The sequence below is a fragment of the Arthrobacter sp. NPDC056493 genome, assembly GCF_042795115.1.
In the GTDB taxonomy this organism is placed as follows: domain Bacteria; phylum Actinomycetota; class Actinomycetes; order Actinomycetales; family Micrococcaceae; genus Arthrobacter.
On sequence record NZ_JBHTSL010000005.1, the window covers coordinates 1 to 16,795 of the forward strand.

At 66.4% G+C, this 16,795-nt stretch carries 13 protein-coding genes; 2 read left to right on the forward strand and 11 right to left on the reverse strand.

What is annotated here, in order from left to right; all coding sequences use genetic code 11:
• Positions 1–112: 112 nt before the first annotated feature.
• Positions 113–1,537: an MFS transporter gene (locus ACFQ50_RS03265; RefSeq protein WP_377994086.1), complete on the reverse strand. Its 1,425-nt coding sequence runs from the start codon at positions 1,535–1,537 to the stop codon at positions 113–115.
• A gap of 280 nt (positions 1,538–1,817) precedes the next feature.
• On the opposite strand from ACFQ50_RS03265, the gene ACFQ50_RS03270 reads away from it, so the two are divergent.
• A complete protein-coding gene (locus tag ACFQ50_RS03270) occupies positions 1,818–3,230 on the forward strand; it encodes an MFS transporter (protein WP_377994087.1) in 1,413 nt (470 codons plus the stop codon).
• A 75-nt stretch (positions 3,231–3,305) separates the two neighbouring features.
• Here the strand turns inward: ACFQ50_RS03270 and ACFQ50_RS03275 are convergent, their stop codons facing one another.
• The 5 genes from ACFQ50_RS03275 to ACFQ50_RS03295 all read right to left on the reverse strand — a co-directional run bounded on the left by ACFQ50_RS03275 (position 3,306) and on the right by ACFQ50_RS03295 (position 9,753).
• Positions 3,306–5,117 (reverse strand): acetyl/propionyl/methylcrotonyl-CoA carboxylase subunit alpha, encoded by a 1,812-nt coding sequence (locus ACFQ50_RS03275; protein WP_377994088.1) that lies wholly within the window; start codon positions 5,115–5,117, stop codon positions 3,306–3,308.
• 102 nt (positions 5,118–5,219) lie between these two features.
• Positions 5,220–5,879 (reverse strand): Maf family protein, encoded by a 660-nt coding sequence (locus ACFQ50_RS03280; protein ID WP_377994089.1) that lies wholly within the window; start codon positions 5,877–5,879, stop codon positions 5,220–5,222.
• Between the two features lie 93 nt (positions 5,880–5,972).
• Complete coding sequence (locus ACFQ50_RS03285) at positions 5,973–6,362, reverse strand: VOC family protein (RefSeq protein ID WP_377994090.1); 390 nt, start codon at positions 6,360–6,362, stop codon at positions 5,973–5,975.
• 102 nt (positions 6,363–6,464) lie between these two features.
• Positions 6,465–9,020 carry an MMPL family transporter gene (locus tag ACFQ50_RS03290; RefSeq protein ID WP_377994091.1) on the reverse strand — a complete coding sequence of 852 codons (2,556 nt, stop codon included), beginning with the start codon at positions 9,018–9,020 and terminating at the stop codon, positions 6,465–6,467.
• A gap of 1 nt (position 9,021) precedes the next feature.
• A complete protein-coding gene (locus ACFQ50_RS03295) occupies positions 9,022–9,753 on the reverse strand; it encodes a TetR/AcrR family transcriptional regulator (protein ID WP_377994092.1) in 732 nt (243 codons plus the stop codon).
• Positions 9,754–9,941: 188 nt separating this feature from the next.
• On the opposite strand from ACFQ50_RS03295, the gene ACFQ50_RS03300 reads away from it, so the two are divergent.
• Positions 9,942–10,511: a hypothetical protein gene (locus ACFQ50_RS03300; protein ID WP_377994093.1), complete on the forward strand. Its 570-nt coding sequence runs from the start codon at positions 9,942–9,944 to the stop codon at positions 10,509–10,511.
• Between the two features lie 60 nt (positions 10,512–10,571).
• Here the strand turns inward: ACFQ50_RS03300 and ACFQ50_RS03305 are convergent, their stop codons facing one another.
• The 5 genes from ACFQ50_RS03305 to ACFQ50_RS03325 form a co-directional block, all read right to left on the reverse strand.
• Positions 10,572–11,276 (reverse strand): alpha/beta fold hydrolase, encoded by a 705-nt coding sequence (locus ACFQ50_RS03305; RefSeq protein WP_377994094.1) that lies wholly within the window; start codon positions 11,274–11,276, stop codon positions 10,572–10,574.
• A gap of 118 nt (positions 11,277–11,394) precedes the next feature.
• Positions 11,395–12,798, reverse strand: coding sequence for a dicarboxylate/amino acid:cation symporter (locus ACFQ50_RS03310; protein ID WP_377994095.1), 1,404 nt, complete (start codon positions 12,796–12,798; stop codon positions 11,395–11,397).
• Positions 12,799–13,035: 237 nt separating this feature from the next.
• The gene (locus ACFQ50_RS03315; protein WP_377994096.1) at positions 13,036–14,721 is read right to left on the reverse strand and encodes a DUF885 domain-containing protein; all 1,686 of its coding nucleotides are present in this window, start codon (positions 14,719–14,721) and stop codon (positions 13,036–13,038) included.
• Between the two features lie 50 nt (positions 14,722–14,771).
• On the reverse strand, positions 14,772–14,999 hold the full coding sequence (locus ACFQ50_RS03320; protein WP_377994097.1) for an acyl-CoA carboxylase subunit epsilon: 228 nt from the start codon (positions 14,997–14,999) through the stop codon (positions 14,772–14,774).
• Positions 14,996–16,579, reverse strand: a complete 1,584-nt coding sequence (locus ACFQ50_RS03325; RefSeq protein ID WP_377994098.1) for an acyl-CoA carboxylase subunit beta — start codon at positions 16,577–16,579, stop codon at positions 14,996–14,998. The genes ACFQ50_RS03320 and ACFQ50_RS03325 overlap by 4 nt, the downstream gene beginning before the upstream one ends.
• Positions 16,580–16,795: the final 216 nt, after the last annotated feature.

The following is a 16,795-nucleotide window of genomic DNA, read 5'->3' on the forward strand; positions in this document are numbered from 1 at the left end:
CGGCTGGGCAGCCGGGGCCAGGCCCGTAGCGGCCGGAGCCGCAGGGGACTTGAGCGTCATGGCGCACTGCAGAGCGCAGTAAGGGCAGTGCGTGTCGGCGCTTTTGGTCATGTTAGACGTGTCCCATCGCGTTTCGGTTGGCGTTGCGGATGTAGCAGAACCAGCAGACGGTCAGCATCAGGGCGTACGCTCCGACGAAGCCGTAGAAAGCCGGGGTGTAGGAGCCGCTGGCCGTATTGGAGGCGTTCAGTACCTGCGGGATGACGAACCCGCCGTAGGCGCCGATGGCGGAGATCAGGCCGAGCGCCGAGGACGCGAGGCGCTGGGTCTGCACCGAGCTGGCTCCGGAGCGGGCCGCGCGGCTGGACGTCGCGAAGATCACCGGGATCATGCGGTAGGTGGCGCCGTTTCCGAAGCCGCTGGCCGTGAACAGCATCAGGAACAGGGCCAGGAAGAGCCAGAAGTTCTTCAGCGGCAGCGTCCAGATCACCGTCAGCGTGATCACGGCCATGGCGGCGAAGGCCGACACGGTCATCCGTGCTCCGCCCATGCGGTCAGCCATGCGGCCGCCGTAGGGGCGGGCCAGGGAGCCGACCAGCGGGCCGAGGAAAGCCAGCGAGAGGGCCACGGCGCCAACGTGGATGGAGGAGAACGCCGGGAAGTAGTCCTTGATGAGCTTCGGGAACACGCCGGCGAAGCCGATGAAGGAGCCGAAGGTTCCGATGTACAGCAGGGCCATGACCCACAGGTGGGGTTCCTTGATGGCGGCGAGGGATCCCGCGACGTCGCCCTTGGCGCTCGTGAGGTTGTTCATGTACTTGTAGGCGCCGAAGGCTGCCAGGAGGATCAGCGGAACCCACATCAGGCCGGCCACGGGCAGGTTGACGGTGCCCGCGGCCAGCAGCGTGATGGCGATCGGGACAGCAAGCTGCGCCACGGCTGCGCCGAGGTTGCCGCCGGCGGCGTTCAGGCCCAGTGCCCAGCCCTTTTCACGGGCGGGGTAGAAGAAGGTGATGTTGGCCATCGAGCTGGCGAAGTTGCCGCCGCCAAAGCCGGCAAGTGCGGCCACGAACAGCATGACGCCGAACGGTGTTTCCGGATTGGAGACACACAGTGCCAGCCCGGTGGAAGGGATCAGGAGCAGCAGCGCCGAGACGATGGTCCAGTTGCGGCCGCCGAAACGCGGAACCATGAACGTGTAGGGAATCCGGAGCGTGGCACCCACGAGGCTCGGCATCGAAATCAGCCAGAAAATCTCGGAGGTGGTGAACGTGAATCCTGCGGCGGGAAGCTGGACGACGACGATGGACCAGAGCTGCCAGACGACGAAGCCGAGGAATTCGGCGAAGATGGACCAGTTGAGGTTGCGGCGCGCGATCGACCGGCCCTGGGATTCCCACTGGTGCCTGTTCTCGGCGTCCCAGTTGGCGATCCAGCGTCCGGGACGCTCTTCAAGGGCAGGTGCGTCGGTGGTTGTGGCGGCGGCAAGATCGAGGGAATTGTGGGTTCCGGCGTCTGCGGTGCGGTCAGCAGTCACGGTATACCTCCTTGGGGAATGTTGTTCTTCCAAGGTAGGGACAGCGCGTTTCGCAGACGGTCGCGGTTTGTTAACGTGCTGTGACATTTGCCTATCAGACCGCTTTGGGCGGCGTTAGGCTTGCTGGACGACCTCATGCTGAGACAACTCGGAAAGTCCGTATCATGGACCGCTTGTCCGTTCCGTGGACGGCGGGAACTAAGATTGAACTCTGTTTTATCCCTATGTTTGGAGGGACTTCCGAGCGAGGTCCGTCCAGTTCTCATGGAAGCGTCCCCACATGTCATCGCCTGCAACATCAACGGAACATGGCACCGCCAAACCGGTGAACTCCAAGGGCAAAGTGATCTTTGCCAGCCTCATCGGAACGACGATCGAGTTCTACGACTTCTACATCTACGCCACCGCGTCGGTGCTGGTCTTCCCCAAGCTGTTCTTCCCCCAGGCAACGGAGATCAACGCCCTCCTGAGCTCGTTCGCGATCTTCGGTGTCGCATTCATCGCCCGGCCCATCGGCTCGGTCCTGTTCGGGCACTTCGGCGACAAGTTCGGCCGTAAGGGCACTCTGGTGGCCTCGCTCCTCACCATGGGCCTTGCCACCTTCTTCATCGGCCTGCTGCCCACTGCCACCGTCGCCGGCTGGACGATCCTGGCGCCGCTGCTGCTGGTGCTGCTGCGCTTCGCCCAGGGCCTGGCGCTGGGCGGTGAGTGGTCCGGCGCCGCGCTCCTGGCCACCGAGAACGCCCCCAAGGGCAAGCGCGCCGTCTACGGAACCTTCCCGCAGCTCGGCGCCCCCATCGGCTTCATCCTGGCCAACCTGCTCTTCATCTGGTTCAACGCTGCCCTCACCCCCGAGGAATTCATCGCCTGGGGCTGGCGGGTTCCGTTCCTGCTCAGCGCCGTGCTGGTGATCGTGGGCCTCTACGTCCGGCTGAAGCTCGTGGAGAGCGTCTCCTTCCAGAAGGTCCTTAAGGAAGACAAGGTGGCAAAGGTTCCCTTCACCGCCACCTTCAAGAGCCACTGGCGGCCGGTCCTGGCCGGAACCTTCATCATGCTGGCCACGTACGTGCTGTTCTACATCATGACGTCCTTCACCCTGACCTACGGCACCAAGCCCGCGTCCGTCCAGGCCGCGCAGGCTGCCGCCGAAAAGGCAGGCAAGCCGATGTCCGCCGCCGAGGTGGCCAACTTCGTTCCCGGCCTGGGCGTTTCCCGCGGCGACTTCCTTTGGATGCTGATCCTCGGCGTCGTCTTCTTCGGTATCTTCACCCTCGTGTCCGGTCCGCTGGCCGAGAAGTGGGGCCGCCGCAAGTTCCTCATGGGCGTCACCGCAGGCATCTTCGTGTTCGGCGCGCTGTGGTTCACCATGTTCGGCCCCGGCCCTGGCGCAGCAATCGTCGGACTCATCATCGGCTTCACGCTGATGGGACTCACCTTCGGCCCGATGGCCGCGATCCTGCCCGAGCTGTTCCCGTCCAATGTGCGGTACACCGGCTCAGCCGTGGCCTACAACCTTTCCAGCGTTATCGGCGCCGCTCCGGCGTCGTTCATCGCCATTGCCCTGTGGCAGGCAGCCGGCGGCAGCACGTGGCTGGTCGGCGTGTACATGGCCGCGGCCGCGGTGCTGACGTTCATTGCGCTGTGGCTCACCCGCGAAACCAAGGACACGGACTACGAGAACAACGTGGCCTGATCCCAGGTTTAGCTGCGGAAACGAAAATGCCCGGTGTGAATCACACCGGGCATTTTCATGTTCTCTAATAAGCGCTTAGTCCTCGATCGTGGCGATCACGGCACCGGCGGCCACCGTCTGGCCCGCCGCGGCGGACAGGCCGGTGATGGTGCCGGCACGGTGCGCCGTCAGCGGCTGTTCCATCTTCATCGCCTCAAGGACGACGACGAGATCACCTTCGGCGACGACGTCGCCGTCGGCCACGGCCACCTTAACAATTGTTCCCTGCATGGGGGAGGTCAGGGCGTTGCCGCCCGCGGCGGCGGTGGCGGCGCCGGTGCGGCCGCGCTTCTTGGACTTTGCCGGCTTCGCTCCGGCGGCTGCCGCCCCGCTGAAGCCCAGGCTGGCCGGGAGTGCCACCTCGAGGCGCTTGCCGCCCACTTCCACCACCACGGTGCGGCGCTCAGTGGCGTCCTCACCCTCCGGTGCGGCGCCGTTGGGCGTCCAGGCGGGAAGGTCGTTGACGAACTCGGTTTCGATCCAGCGGGTGTGGACGCTGAACGGACCCTCCGCCGGCGCGAACGCCGGGTTGCTGACCACGGCCAGGTCGAAGGGGATGACGGTGGGAATGCCTTCCACCACCATCTCCTCGAGGGCGCGGCGGGCGCGCTGCAGGGCCTGCGGGCGGTTCGCTCCGGTGACGATCAGCTTGGACAGCATGGAGTCGAAGTTGCCGCTGATGACGTCGCCCTCTTCGATGCCCGAGTCAATGCGGATGCCGGGGCCGGTGGGGTTCTTCAGGGTGCTCACGGTGCCCGGTGCGGGCATGAAGTTGCGGCCCGGGTCCTCGCCGGTGATGCGGAACTCGAAGGAGTGGCCGCGCACCTCGGGGTCGCCGTAGCCCAGCTCCTCGCCGCGGGCCAGGCGGAACTGCTCGCGGACCAGGTCGATGCCGGTGACTTCCTCGGAGACGCAGTGCTCCACCTGCAGGCGGGTGTTGACCTCGAGGAAGGAGATGGTGCCGTCCTGGCCGACGAGGAACTCGCAGGTTCCGGCGCCGAGGTAGCCGGCTTCCTTCAGGATGGCCTTGGACGATTCGTAGAGGCGCTGGTTCTGCTCCGCCGTCAGGAACGGTGCAGGGGCCTCCTCCACGAGCTTCTGGTTGCGGCGCTGGAGTGAGCAGTCGCGGGTGGAGACGACCACCACGTTGCCGTACGCGTCGGCAAGGCACTGGGTTTCAACGTGGCGCGGGGCGTCAAGGAACCGCTCGATGAAGCATTCGCCGCGGCCAAAGGCTGCAGTGGCCTCGCGGACGGCGGAATCGAAGAGCTCGGGGATTTCCTCGCGGGTGCGGGCCACCTTGATGCCGCGGCCGCCGCCGCCGAAGGCCGCCTTGATGGCGATGGGCAGGCCGAATTTGTCGGCAAATTCCAGGATCTCTTCGGCGGACTCAACGGGGTCGGCGGTGCCGGGCACCTGCGGGGCACCCACCTTCTCGGCGATGTGGCGGGCCTGGACCTTGTCGCCCAGCGCGGAGATGGCTTCCGGCGAGGGGCCGATCCAGGTGATGCCGGCGTCGATGACCATCGCTGCGAACTGGGCATTCTCGGACAGGAAGCCGTAGCCGGGGTGGATGGCGTCGGCGCCGGACTGGCGGGCTATCTCGATCAGTTTGTCCATCACGAGGTAGGACTCGGCTGCCGTGTTGCCGCCCAGGGCGAACGCTTCGTCGGCGAGCTTGACGTGCAGGGCATCCCGGTCAGGATCGGCGTAGACGGCGACGGAGGCGATGCCCTCGTCCCGTGCTGCACGGATGATGCGGACGGCGATTTCACCGCGGTTCGCGATCAGAACCTTGGTGAGTTTTGAATGCACTGGACCTGCGGACTGCTCCGGCTTTACTGACAAGGCGTCTCCTTCTTTCCTTCAGGGAGCCTAGCCTGATTTTGAGGATTCCGCTGATATTACTGGCGGAATCCGCGTGTAAGAGGCCAAGCCTTTGTAGGGAAGCTACAACTCCCCGGGATTTGCCGAGCCGGGCAGGTCCTGCCAGAACTCGGTGATGCTCACGTTCGCCTGGGCCAGCAGGGAGCGCAGGGTGGATACCGACAGCCCGACGACGGCGTGCGGGTCGCCGTCGACTTTCCGGATGAAGGCGCCGCCCAGGCCATCGATCGTGAAGGATCCGGCGCAGTGCAGCGGCTCGCCGGTGGCGATGTAGGCGTCGATCTCTGCGAGCTGCATCTCCATGAAGTGCACCTCCGCGGAGGCGACGCTGCCCAGCGTGGCGCCGGAGCCGCCGTCGTCGTCCGTGTCCCGGCAGTCCACCAGCCAGTGGCCGGTGTGCAGGACCCCGCTGCTGCCGCTCATCCGCAGCATCCGCTGCCGGGCAACGTCCACGGTGTACGGCTTGCCGTGCGACTCGCCGTCGAACTCGAACACGGAGTCGCAGCCGAGCACCAGGGCCCCTTCGGCTTCCGGAAGCGAGGCGACGGCCTCAGCCTTGGCGCGGGCCAGGAGCAGGGCGGTGTCGTGCGGATCGGTGACGCCGTAGCGTTCCTGCACGGCGTCCTCGTCGACGTCGGACACGAGGACCTCGTGTTCGATGCCTGCCTCAGTCAGGAGTTTGGTGCGGGCGGGGGACTGCGAGGCAAGAATGAGGCGGGTCACGGCTCCAGCCTAGTACGTTCAGAAAGCGACACCGGTGGCGGCGTGCCCCATCCGCGGACCCTCTCACGCAGCCGATGCCGGCCAGGGTGCCGGTCACACGCCCTGTTGGTCTGTAGGTGGGTGTTCGGCCACGCAGAAGAGGTTCCCCTCCCGATCAGCAAGAGTGGTCCACTGCACGTGTGGGAATTCGTCCAGGACATCCCATTGGTACGTGGCCCCGAGGCTGAGGAGGCGTTCGACCTCGGCCTGTCGTGACCCCCAGGGGACGGTCAGGTCCAGGTGGAACGCCTGGTGCTCGGGGCGCGGACCGGTCACGGGCTGGAAGAACATAGCGAACCCTCCGGGGCCGGCGGATGGCAGGTACACGCTGTCACCACCAGGTGAAGGCACGGCGCCGGTCACGGATGCCCAAAATTCGGCAAGTGCGGCTGGATTCCGGGCCTCTAAGTTGATTGCACCAAGGGTGATCGGGGGAGTCGTCATGGTCGCAACGCTAGCAGGACCCCCTGACAGCCTCCCGTTTGCCGCCCGCCGGTTCAAAGGATCGGCGGGCGGCTTCGCACTACTGAGTGATCCCGCGTTGATTCAGCGGGCGGCAACCTCCGCGGGCTCAGCGTCCGGCTCAGAGTCGGGCGCGGCCACCGTCACCGGTGCGTGCTCCCGTAGCCTCGCCCCTTCCACGTCAACGTCCGGCAGGATGCGGTCCAGCCAGCGCGGCAGCCACCAGGCTTTGTCGCCGAGAAGGTACATGACGGCCGGGACGATCGTCATGCGCACCACGAAGGCGTCAACCAGCACGCCGAACGCCATCGCAAAGCCGAGCGGCCGGACCATGTTCAGGTGCGAGAAGATGAAGCCCGCGAAGACACTGACCATGATGATGGCCGCGGCGGTGACCACCGCCGAGGCGTGGCTGAAGCCGGAGCGGACGGCGTGCTTGGCGGACTCGCCGTGCATGAAGGATTCACGCATGCCCGAGGCGATGAACACCTGGTAGTCCATGGCCAGCCCGAACAGCACGCCGATCAGGATGATCGGCAGGAAGCTCAGCACGGCGCCGGGGTTGTCGACGCCGAACACGGTACCCAGCCAGCCCCACTGGTAGACGGCCACCACGGCGCCGAATGCGGCCGCCAGCGAGAGCAGGAAGCCGCCGGTCGCCAGCAGCGGCACCACGATCGAGCGGAACACCAGCAGCAGCAGGATCAGCGAGAGGCCTACCACGATGGCCAGGTACGACGGCAGGGCGTCGCCCAGCTTCGCCGAAACATCAACATTGCCTGCCGTCTGGCCCGTAAGGCCGATGCTGACGCCAGTGGAGTCCTTGATTTCGGCCCTCTCGGCACGGATGTCGGAAACCACGTTCACGGTGCTGGCGCTGGCCGGACCCTCCTTCGGGATGACCTGGAACACTGCCGTTCCGCGGTCCTCGCTCAGTGCCACCGGAATGGCCGCAGTGACGTTCTCCGTCTTGCGCAGGATGGCAGCGACGTCCAGCTGCTTGGCCGTTGCTTCCGTTTCGTTCAGGCCGTCCGGCAAGTCACCCACCACGATGATCGGTCCGGTCATGCCCTCGCCGAAGCTGCGCTTGGTGGCGTCATAGGCCTTGAAGGCCTGGGAATCGACAGGTTCGGAGCCGCCGTCCGGCAGGGCGAGCCGCAGCTGGGCGGCGGGCAGGGCCACAATGCCCAGCGCCAGGACGCCGGCAAGCATGGCCAGAACCGGGTGCCGGGTGACCAGCCCGCCCCAGCCGTGGCTGCTGCGGTGCTCGTCCTTGGCGCGGTCCTCGGCCTCGCGGTTGGGGTCGGCATGGTGCTTCGCCGCCGTGGCCCAGGCCCGCCTGGAGATCAGCTTCCTGCCCACGAGGGAGAGGATCGCGGGCGTCAGCGTCAGTGCGACGAGGACGGCCACCGCGACGGTCCCGGCCGCGGACACGCCCATGACCCCGAGGAACGGAAGGCCCGGGACCACCAGCGCGGCGAGGGCGATGATGACCGTCAGGCCGGCGAAGAGCACGGCGTTGCCGGAGGTTCCGGTGGCACGGGCCACCGACTCTCCGGCGTCCATGCCTGCCAGCAGCTGCCCGCGGTGGCGGTTGACGATGAACAGCGAGTAGTCAATGCCGACCGCGAGCCCCAGCATGAGGGCGAGCATCGGGGAGATGGAGCTCATATCGATGACACTGCTCAGTGCCATGGTGGCGCCGACGCCCACCGCCACGCCGATCACGGCCATCAGCAGTGGCAGCCCGGCGGCGACGAGTGTCCCGAGCATGATGATCAGGACCAGTGCTGCGACGGCGATGCCGATGATCTCAGCCACACCGAAGATCTCGGAGACGTCCTCGCTGATTTCCTTACTGGGCAGCGCGGTGACCCCGGCCGGGGAGACTTCCTGCACGATGTCCTGGACCTCCTGGCGCACGTTCGGGTCCAGCCCGTTGATGGAGGTCTTGAACTGCACCTGCGCTATGGCAGCCTTGCCGTCTGCCGAGACGAAACGCAATCCCTGCGACGCTTCGACCTGGCGCTTGGCCAGTGCCAGCCTGGCTGCGCCCGCCGCCGCTTCCCTGGTGCCGGCGTCGAGCTTTGCCTGCCCGGCGGCCAAACCGGCCTTCTGCTGACCCAGCTGGGCCTCGATGGCCTGCGCCGGGAGTCCGGCAGCAGTCATCTGAGCCTCAGCCGCGGCCAGCTGTTCCTTGCCGGCAGCCAGCCCGGCGGCGGCCTTATCCAGTTCGGCCTTGCCCGCGGCTGCCTTGGCCTCGCCCGCGGCCAGATCTTCCGTAGCCTTGTCCAGCTGGGCCTGGGTGGCGAACGGGTCGACGGTTCCCCGGACGTCCGGAAGGGTCTCAAGCTTGGTCAGGGCGGCGGACACTGCGTCCTTGCCGGCCTGGCTGAACTGGGCGTCGTTTGCCTGGAAGACAACCCCGGCAGAGCCGCCCGACGACGCGGGCAGCTCCTTCTGGAGCTTGTCGGCCATCTGCTGGGTTTCGGTGCCTGGAATCTGGAAGTTGTTGGACAGCGTGCCGTGAAAGGCCGCCGCGGCGCCGCCGACGGCCAGCAGGATCGCCAGCCAGATTGAGACGACGAGCCACCGGTGACGATAGGAAAACTTGCCAAGGCGGTACAGGAGAAGTGCCATGTCAGGACCGTTCTGCGTTGCGGATGGAGGGATTGGCGGAAGATTCAGTCGGATCCGTTGGGGGCCCGGAGAAACCTGATCCGAGGAGGCCCATCGAATCGATGAGCAGCTGGCGGAGGATGGCCAGAGACTCGGGGGAGAGGTCAGGGCCGCAGCGGCGGAACCACACGTCCATCGCGGCCTTGCCGCAGGAGACGACCGAACCTGCAAGGGCCCGGACGTAGAGTTCGTCCGGTTCGGCCTCGGGTCCCCGCGGGGAACGCTCCCGGGCCGCAGCAACAATCTGCTCGGTGCAGTGGTCCCAGGCCTCCAGCTCGGAGCGCGCCATCAGGGGATTGCCCTGGGTCAGGCCGAACAGCTCGGCCAGCGGAGCCACCGTCAGGGGATCCGCCAGTTCCACCAGGGCGGCGCGGGCCGACTCGAGGATGGGTTCGTCCGCCGGGCGACGCCGGAACTGCTCGAGGGCGCTGTCCAGGAAGCCGTTGGTCACAGACGCGATCGCGGCTTCCGTGCTGCTGAAGTAATTGAAGAAGGTCCGCCGTGAGATGCCCGCCGCTTCGGCAATGTCCTCGACCGTGAAGTTGCCGGGGCCGTTCTGCCGCAGGAGGGCAAGCGTTGACCCGGTGATCGCCTGCCGGGTGGCAGCCTTGTTCAGCTCGCGCCGGGAAACCGGCCCGCCGTCGGCCGGCACAGAACCCGGCGTGGGGGACGAGGGGGAAGTGGAAGTGGACACGCAGTTACACTACGTGCAAGTTTGCACTCTGCGCAACTGGGCTTGGAGTGCTTCACAGCTTGCCCCGCCACATTCACAGCGTCTTCACAGCCAGGCAAAAGCTGTTCTTGAGGAGGATGGTGCATCCTGTTGTCGTAGCCGGCACGGCGGCAATGATGCCTCAAGGCCGGCGAATCGAGGAGCGGACCATGGAGCGTTCAAAGAAAGTGGCTCTCGGACTGGGCGCGACTGCCTTGGCACTAGGCACAGGATTCGGTGTTACCGGCATCGCAGACGCGACAACGGCCACTCCCGCACCCACCCCCACATCAAGCAGCCCGTCCAGCGGTCCCGACTACGGGCTGCGTCTCGACGGCGGCCGGCACGGACACGGACATGGGGACGGGCGCGGTCACGGGGTCCTCAAGGCGGACGCCGCGGCGCTCGCGGCCAAGCTGGGCGTGGACCAGGCCAAGCTGGAGGATGCGCTCAGGGCATTCCGCGAGGCAAACCGTCCGCCCGCCCGGAATGCAGACGGCGCCAAGCCGGACAGGGCGGCCAGGGAGGCGGCGTTGGCAGCATCGCTGGCCAAATCCCTGGGCATCGATGAAGCCAAGGTCAAGGCCGCACTCGACGAACTCCGCACCCAGGCGCAGGCAGACCGTGCGGCAGCCCTGAAGAGCCGGCTCGATCAGGCGGTGAAGGACGGCACGCTCACCCAGGCCGAAGCCGACGCCGTCACGAAGGCCGTGGAAAAGGGTGTGATCGGCGGCCGCTAGAGCCCCGGGCGAGCGGGCGGGGAACCGTTCCGGGCTGCGCGCGCCTGTGCGGACGGCGAGTCAGCCAGTGCGCTCGACGGCGGCGAGGATCGCCGCTCCGAGCTCCGCGGGCCTGGTGAATTGGGGCCAGTGCCCGGTGGGAAGGTCCACGAGTTCCACATCCCGGATGCGGGCGAGCTCCTCAACGTAGGGGTGCCCGGCGTCCATCCACTCCGTCAGCAATGAGGACGGGAACTCGCAGGCGATCACCGTGGCAGGGACGTCGTAGCGGCGCACATCGTGAAGGTGCTGCTTGTCGCAGGCCACAGCCTTTGGCTGCGGGATGGACCGTGCACGGAATGCATCGCGAAGCCCGTCGTCGAGGTCGGTGAGGTCGGCGTCGTCGAACACGTCCCACGAGGGCAGGGGGATCTCATCACCGTCAGCCGGCAGTTCATCATTGATGACGCCGCCCTCGCCGAGCGGTCCGCTGTCAACGTATACCGCCCGGACTACGCGGTCCGGGCGTTCGTCCACGGCGCCATGGATGATGGCACCTCCACCGGAGTGGCCAACGAGGACCAGCGGCCCCTCGATGCCGTCAATGGCTTCCACAACTGCGTTGATGTGGTCGCGGAGCCCGATGCCGGAACGCTTGGCGTCCTTTGCTTCGAGCCCCGGGAGGGTCAGTGCGTGGATCTGGTGGCCGGCCTCCACGAGCGGCGGAGTGACGCCGGACCAGGATGAACCATCGAGCCAGAAACCGGGAACCAGAATGATGTCCATGCCGGTACCCTACCCTTGCTGCCTGCCGCCGGGGGCCCATTTGGGCGGCCGGACTCAAATGGGTGTGCCCCGGGGACGCCAGTTCAGGAATCCACGGGGCGCACCCATTCGACGGCGATCAGGCTTTCGAACCAGCCAGCTCACGCTCGACGGCGGCGGGGGCCTCTTCCTCGCGGAAGGCCTCCCCGGTGCGCGGTGCATTGTAGAGGGTTTCGTCGAGGATCCCCTGGCGCTTGGCCACAATGGCGGGCACGAGAGCCTGGCCGGCCACGTTGACGGCCGTGCGGCCCATGTCCAGGATGGGGTCGATGGCCAGCAGGAGTCCGACGCCGGCCAGGGGCAGTCCCAGCGTGGAGAGGGTCAGTGTGAGCATGACGACGGCGCCGGTGGTTCCCGCCGTCGCAGCCGACCCGAGGACGGAGACCAGTGCGATCAGCAGGTACTGGCTGAAGTCGAGCTGGATCCCGAAGAACTGGGCCACGAAAATCGCGGCGACGGCCGGGTAGATCGCCGCGCAGCCGTCCATCTTGGTGGTGGCGCCCAGCGGAACGGCGAAGGAGGCGTAGCCGCGGGGAACGCCGAGGTTGCGCTCGGTGACGCGCTGGGTCAGCGGCAGCGTGCCGATGGAGGAGCGGGACACGAAGGCCAGCTGGACGGCCGGCCATACGCCGGAGAAGTACTGCCTGACCGACAGGCCATTGGAGCGGACCAGGACAGGGTAGACACCGAACAGCACCAGGGCGAGGCCGATGTAGATGGCAACGGTGAACTTGCCCAGCGAGCCGATGGTGTCCCAGCCGTAAACGGCCACCGCGTTGCCGATCAGGCCCACGGTGCCCAGCGGTGCGACGCGGATGATCCACCACAGCACCTTCTGGATGACGGCCAGTGCAGAGGCGTTGAGGGCCAGGAACGGCTCGGCCTGCTTGCCCACCTTGAGGGCGGCAACGCCGACGGCGATGGCGATCACCAGGATCTGCAGCACGTTGAAGCTCACGGAGGTGGTCACGGCGCCGGAGTCCGTGACCGTGGAGCTGGCGCCAAGGCCCAGGAAGTTCTTCGGGAACAGCCCGATGAGGAAGGCCCACCAGTCGCCCTGCTTGCCGTCGTACTCCGCGTCGCCGGAGATCCCGGTGTTGGCGCCCGGCTGCAGGAGCACGCCCAGGCCGATGCCGATCAGCACGGCGACCAGCGACGTAATGGCAAACCACAGCAGCGTGTTCCAGGCGAGCCGTGCCGCGTTGGAAACCTCGCGGAGATTGGAAATGGAACTCACCACGGCGGTAAAGATCAGCGGCACGACGGCGGTCTGCAGCAGCGACACGTAGCTGGAGCCGATGGTCTGCAGTGTGGCGCCCAGCCCGTTGGGGTTCGCCTTGGTGCTGCCGGTGTACTTGGCCAGCAGGCCAAGGCCCAGCCCGACGATCAGGGCCGCGATGATCTGGAAGCCGAAGGAACCTGCCCACCGGGGCAGCTGGAAACCGGGACGCCCGGCCGAGGATGAAGTGGTTTGATTGCTCACCACAACAAGCTAGGCCGCGCAAAATACAGCTTCCAGCGGACATTGAGAAATATTACGCGGCTACAAGTGCTGCGGGCCGTCCGAATGCCCGGAAAATCGGCGCCACACCGCACTTTTATGAAGTTATTCCCTCCGCGCGTGTGGCCAACATCTCGCCCATGAGGGTGGAGTTTTTGCCCAGATATCATGACTTCGGGGCCCTCCAACTCGCGATATCTGGACAAAAACTCGGAACGCTTAGTCGAGCATGGCGCGCTTGAGGGTGTCGAGCCCTACGGAGCCGATGTTCAGCGCTTTGGTGTGGAAGGCCTTGAGGTCGAAATCCGGCCGGGCTTCGAGCTCCTCACGGATCTGCTCCCACAGCCGCTGGCCCACTTTGTAAGAGGGGGCCTGGCCCGGCCAGCCGAGGTAGCGTGCGAACTCGAACTGTAGGTTGCCCTCGCTGATGTCCAGGTTGGCCTTGAGGAAATCGAAGCCCTTCTCCGGCGTCCAGGTGCCCGTTCCCCAGCGCGCGGGAATATCCAGTTCCAGGTGGACACCGATGTCGAACACCACCCGTGCCGCGCGCATGCGCTGCATGTCCAGCATGCCCATGTGGTCGCCCGGATCCTTGAGGTAGCCGAGTTCCTCCATCAGCTTCTCGGCGTACAGGGCCCAGCCCTCGCCGTGTCCCGAGGTCCAGCAGACATTCCGGCGCCAGCTGTTAAGCAGTTCGCGCCGGTAGACGGCAGTGGCCACCTGCAGGTGGTGGCCGGGCACGCCCTCGTGGAACACGGTGGTGGTCTCGGCCCAGGTAGTGAAGGCGTCCTCGCCGGCGGGCACGGACCACCACATGCGCCCGGGCCGGCTGAAGTCGTCCGACGGCCCCGTGTAGTAGATGCCGCCCTCGTCGGTGGGCGCGATCCGGCATTCCAGCGTCTTCATGACGTCGGGAATGTCGAAGTGGACGCCGGCAAGGTCCGATACCGCACGGTCGGACAGCTCCTGCATCCACGCCGTCAGCGCATCCGTTCCCTTGAGCCGGCGCGCGGGATCGCTGTTGAGGATTTCCTTGGCCTCCGCGATGGAAGCGCCCGGCTTGATTTCCCCGGCTACCTGTTCCTGCGCGGCAATGATCCGCCCAAGTTCCTCAACACCCCAGGCGTAGGTTTCCTCGAGGTCGACGGCGGCGCCAAGGAACACCCGCGAAGCGAGGGCGTAGCGCTCCCGGCCCACGGCGTCCTTCTCCGGGGCAATGGGCAGCAGCTCCGCCTGCAGGAACGCGGCCAGTTCGGTGTACGCCGCCCGGGCGGCGGCAGCTCCGGCGTCGAGCCTCTCTTGAAGTTCCGCTGGCAGCGGGCCATCCGCTGTTTTGGCATCCGACGCGAGCTTGGCGAAGAAGCCGTCCTCCGCGGCGTACTTGGTGGTCTGCTCGATCACGATCGAGACCTGGCGCCGGGCCGAGACCTTGCCGGCGTCCCTGGCCGTCCGCAGGGACTCGATATAGCCGCTGATGGCCGCCGGCACGCTGTGCGTCCGGCCGGCGATGTTGGCCCAGTGCTCCTCGGTGTCCGTGGGCATGAGGTCGAAGATCGACCGGAGGTTCTGCGCCGGGGAATCGATGTTGTTCAGGTCGGCGAGATTCCAGCCCGAGTCGTGGATCTCCAGCTGGAGGCCAAGGCGTTCGCGCAGGGCATCGAGGGTCACGGCGTCGACGTCGTCAACGGGTTCCAGCCCCTCGAGGGCCGCCAGGGTCTTTCGTTCCGCCGTGGCGAACCTGCCGAGTCCGGCGGGGGAGAAGTCCTGGAACTCGGTGTCGTGCCCCGGGATGCCGAGCGTGGTGGCCAGGCTCGGATCCAGGGCGAGGAGCGTGTCGGTGTGGGCGTCGGCGACGGCGTCGATGGCGGTCCGGGGGCGCGCTGGGGCGGCAGATTCAGTAGTCACCCCACGAGACTAACGGGGCGGTTCCAGTTATGAAAGACTTACTGAATTTTTCAGCCCCGGCTCCGCTTCCAGGCGCCCGGACCCGGCGTCGGCTCCATCCGCAGCTGCTGCCGCCGCATCCACTGCCGGATGCTCGGCTTCTCGGGGCGTGCCGCTGCGCCGGAACCCAGTGAAAGTACGACGGCGGTAAGCGCCGCCAGCTCCTCGGGCGTCGGTTCGCCCTTGGTGACGGAGAACAGGGTTTCGGCCGGCTCGGCCGCCGGATTCTGGGCGGTCACAGCGGGATGTTCCCGTGCTTCTTCGTGGGCAGGCTCGCACGCTTGTCGCGCAGCGCCCGCAGCCCCTTGATGATCTGCAGCCTTGTGTCCGACGGGGCGATGACGGCGTCAACGTAGCCCAGCTCTGCGGCCTGGTACGGGTTGAGCAGCTCTTCCTCGTACTGCCGGATCACGTCGGCGCGTTTGGCCTCGACGTCGCCCCCGGCCTCGGCGACGGCGGCAAGGTCGCGACGGTAAAGGATGTTGACTGCGCCCTGGGCGCCCATCACGCCGATCTGGGCGGTGGGCCACGCGAGGTTCAGGTCAGCCCCGAGCTTCTTGGAGCCCATCACGATGTAGGCGCCGCCGTAGGCCTTCCGGGTGATCACGGTCAGCTTGGGCACAGTGGCTTCGGCGTAGGCGTAGAGGAGCTTGGCGCCGCGGCGGATGATGCCCTGGAACTCCTGGTCCTTGCCCGGGAGGAATCCCGGAACGTCCACGAGGGTGATGATCGGAATGTTGAAGGCGTCGCAATGGCGGACGAAGCGGGCCGCCTTCTCGGAGGCCGAGATGTCCAGCGTGCCGGCGAACTGCAGCGGCTGGTTGGCCACGATCCCCACCGTGTGGCCTTCAACGCGGCCGTAGCCGATGATCACGTTCGGAGCGTACAGCGCCTGCATTTCCAGGAAGTGGGCGTCATCGACGATCTGTTCGATGACCTTGCGCATGTCATAGGGCTGGTTCGCGGAATCCGGGATCAGCGCGTCGAGGCTGAGGTCGTCCTCGTCGAGCTCCAGCTCCTGCTGGTGCTCCTGCACCGGCGCCTCGGAGAGGTTGTTGGAGGGCAGGAAGTCCAGCAGTTCCCGGACGAACTCGATGGCGTCAGCCTCGTCGGAGGCGAGGTAGGTGGAGGTGCCGGTGGTGGCGTTGTGCTGCCGGGCGCCGCCGAGGGTCTCCATGTCCACGTCCTCGCCGGTGACGGTCTTGATGACGTCCGGTCCGGTGATGAACATGTGGGAGGTCTTGTCCACCATGACCACGTAGTCGGTCAGCGCGGGGGAGTAGGCAGCGCCGCCGGCGCAGGGGCCCATGATGAGGGAGATCTGGGGTACAACACCGGAGGCGTGGACGTTGTTGCGGAAGATGTCCGCGAACATGGCAAGGGAGGCAACACCTTCCTGGATCCGGGCTCCGCCGCCGTCGTTGATTCCCACCACCGGGCAGCCGTTGCGGAGGGCGAATTCCTGGACCTTCACGATCTTTTCGCCGTTGACCTGGCTCAGGGAGCCGCCGTAGACGCTGAAGTCCTGGCTGTAGAGGGCCACAAGCCGGCCGTCCACGGTTCCGTAACCCGACACGACGCCGTCTCCGAGCGGCTTCTTCTTCTCCATGCCGAAGGCGGTGGAGCGGTGGACTGCCAGCGCGTCGAACTCCACGAAGGAGCCTTCGTCCACGAGCAGGTCGATGCGCTCGCGGGCGGTGTTCTTGCCGCGCGCATGCTGCTTCTCGATGGCTTCAGGGCCGGAAGGCTGCTCAGCACGGGCCTGGCGGTCGCGGAAATCGGCAATCTTTCCCGCCGTCGTGGTCAGATCGTGGCTCATGAAGTGTCTCCGGCTCTGTAGCTGTTGTGCTGTAGCTGTTCTGCTGCGGCAGCGTGCAGGTGCTGTAGTAGCGAAATGCAGGGCCCCGGTTGGCGGGTTAAGTAGCATCCGTACAAATCCAAAGCCCTGATGGCTAGTCTAGTGACGCAAATTCCCGGGACCGCTGTAGGGTTCCTACAATTTTCGTCCGTGGCGCCGACGGAAGCACCGACGTTA

Coding starts and splice junctions, on each gene's coding strand:
- ACFQ50_RS03290 (WP_377994091.1), bottom strand. CDS start 9,020: ATGGCACTTCTCCTGTACCGCCTTGGCAAGTTTTCCTATCGTCACCGG.
- ACFQ50_RS03300 (WP_377994093.1), top strand. CDS start 9,942: ATGGAGCGTTCAAAGAAAGTGGCTCTCGGACTGGGCGCGACTGCCTTG.
- ACFQ50_RS03285 (WP_377994090.1), bottom strand. CDS start 6,362: ATGACGACTCCCCCGATCACCCTTGGTGCAATCAACTTAGAGGCCCGG.
- ACFQ50_RS03325 (WP_377994098.1), bottom strand. CDS start 16,579: ATGAGCCACGATCTGACCACGACGGCGGGAAAGATTGCCGATTTCCGC.
- ACFQ50_RS03270 (WP_377994087.1), top strand. CDS start 1,818: ATGTCATCGCCTGCAACATCAACGGAACATGGCACCGCCAAACCGGTG.
- ACFQ50_RS03305 (WP_377994094.1), bottom strand. CDS start 11,276: ATGGACATCATTCTGGTTCCCGGTTTCTGGCTCGATGGTTCATCCTGG.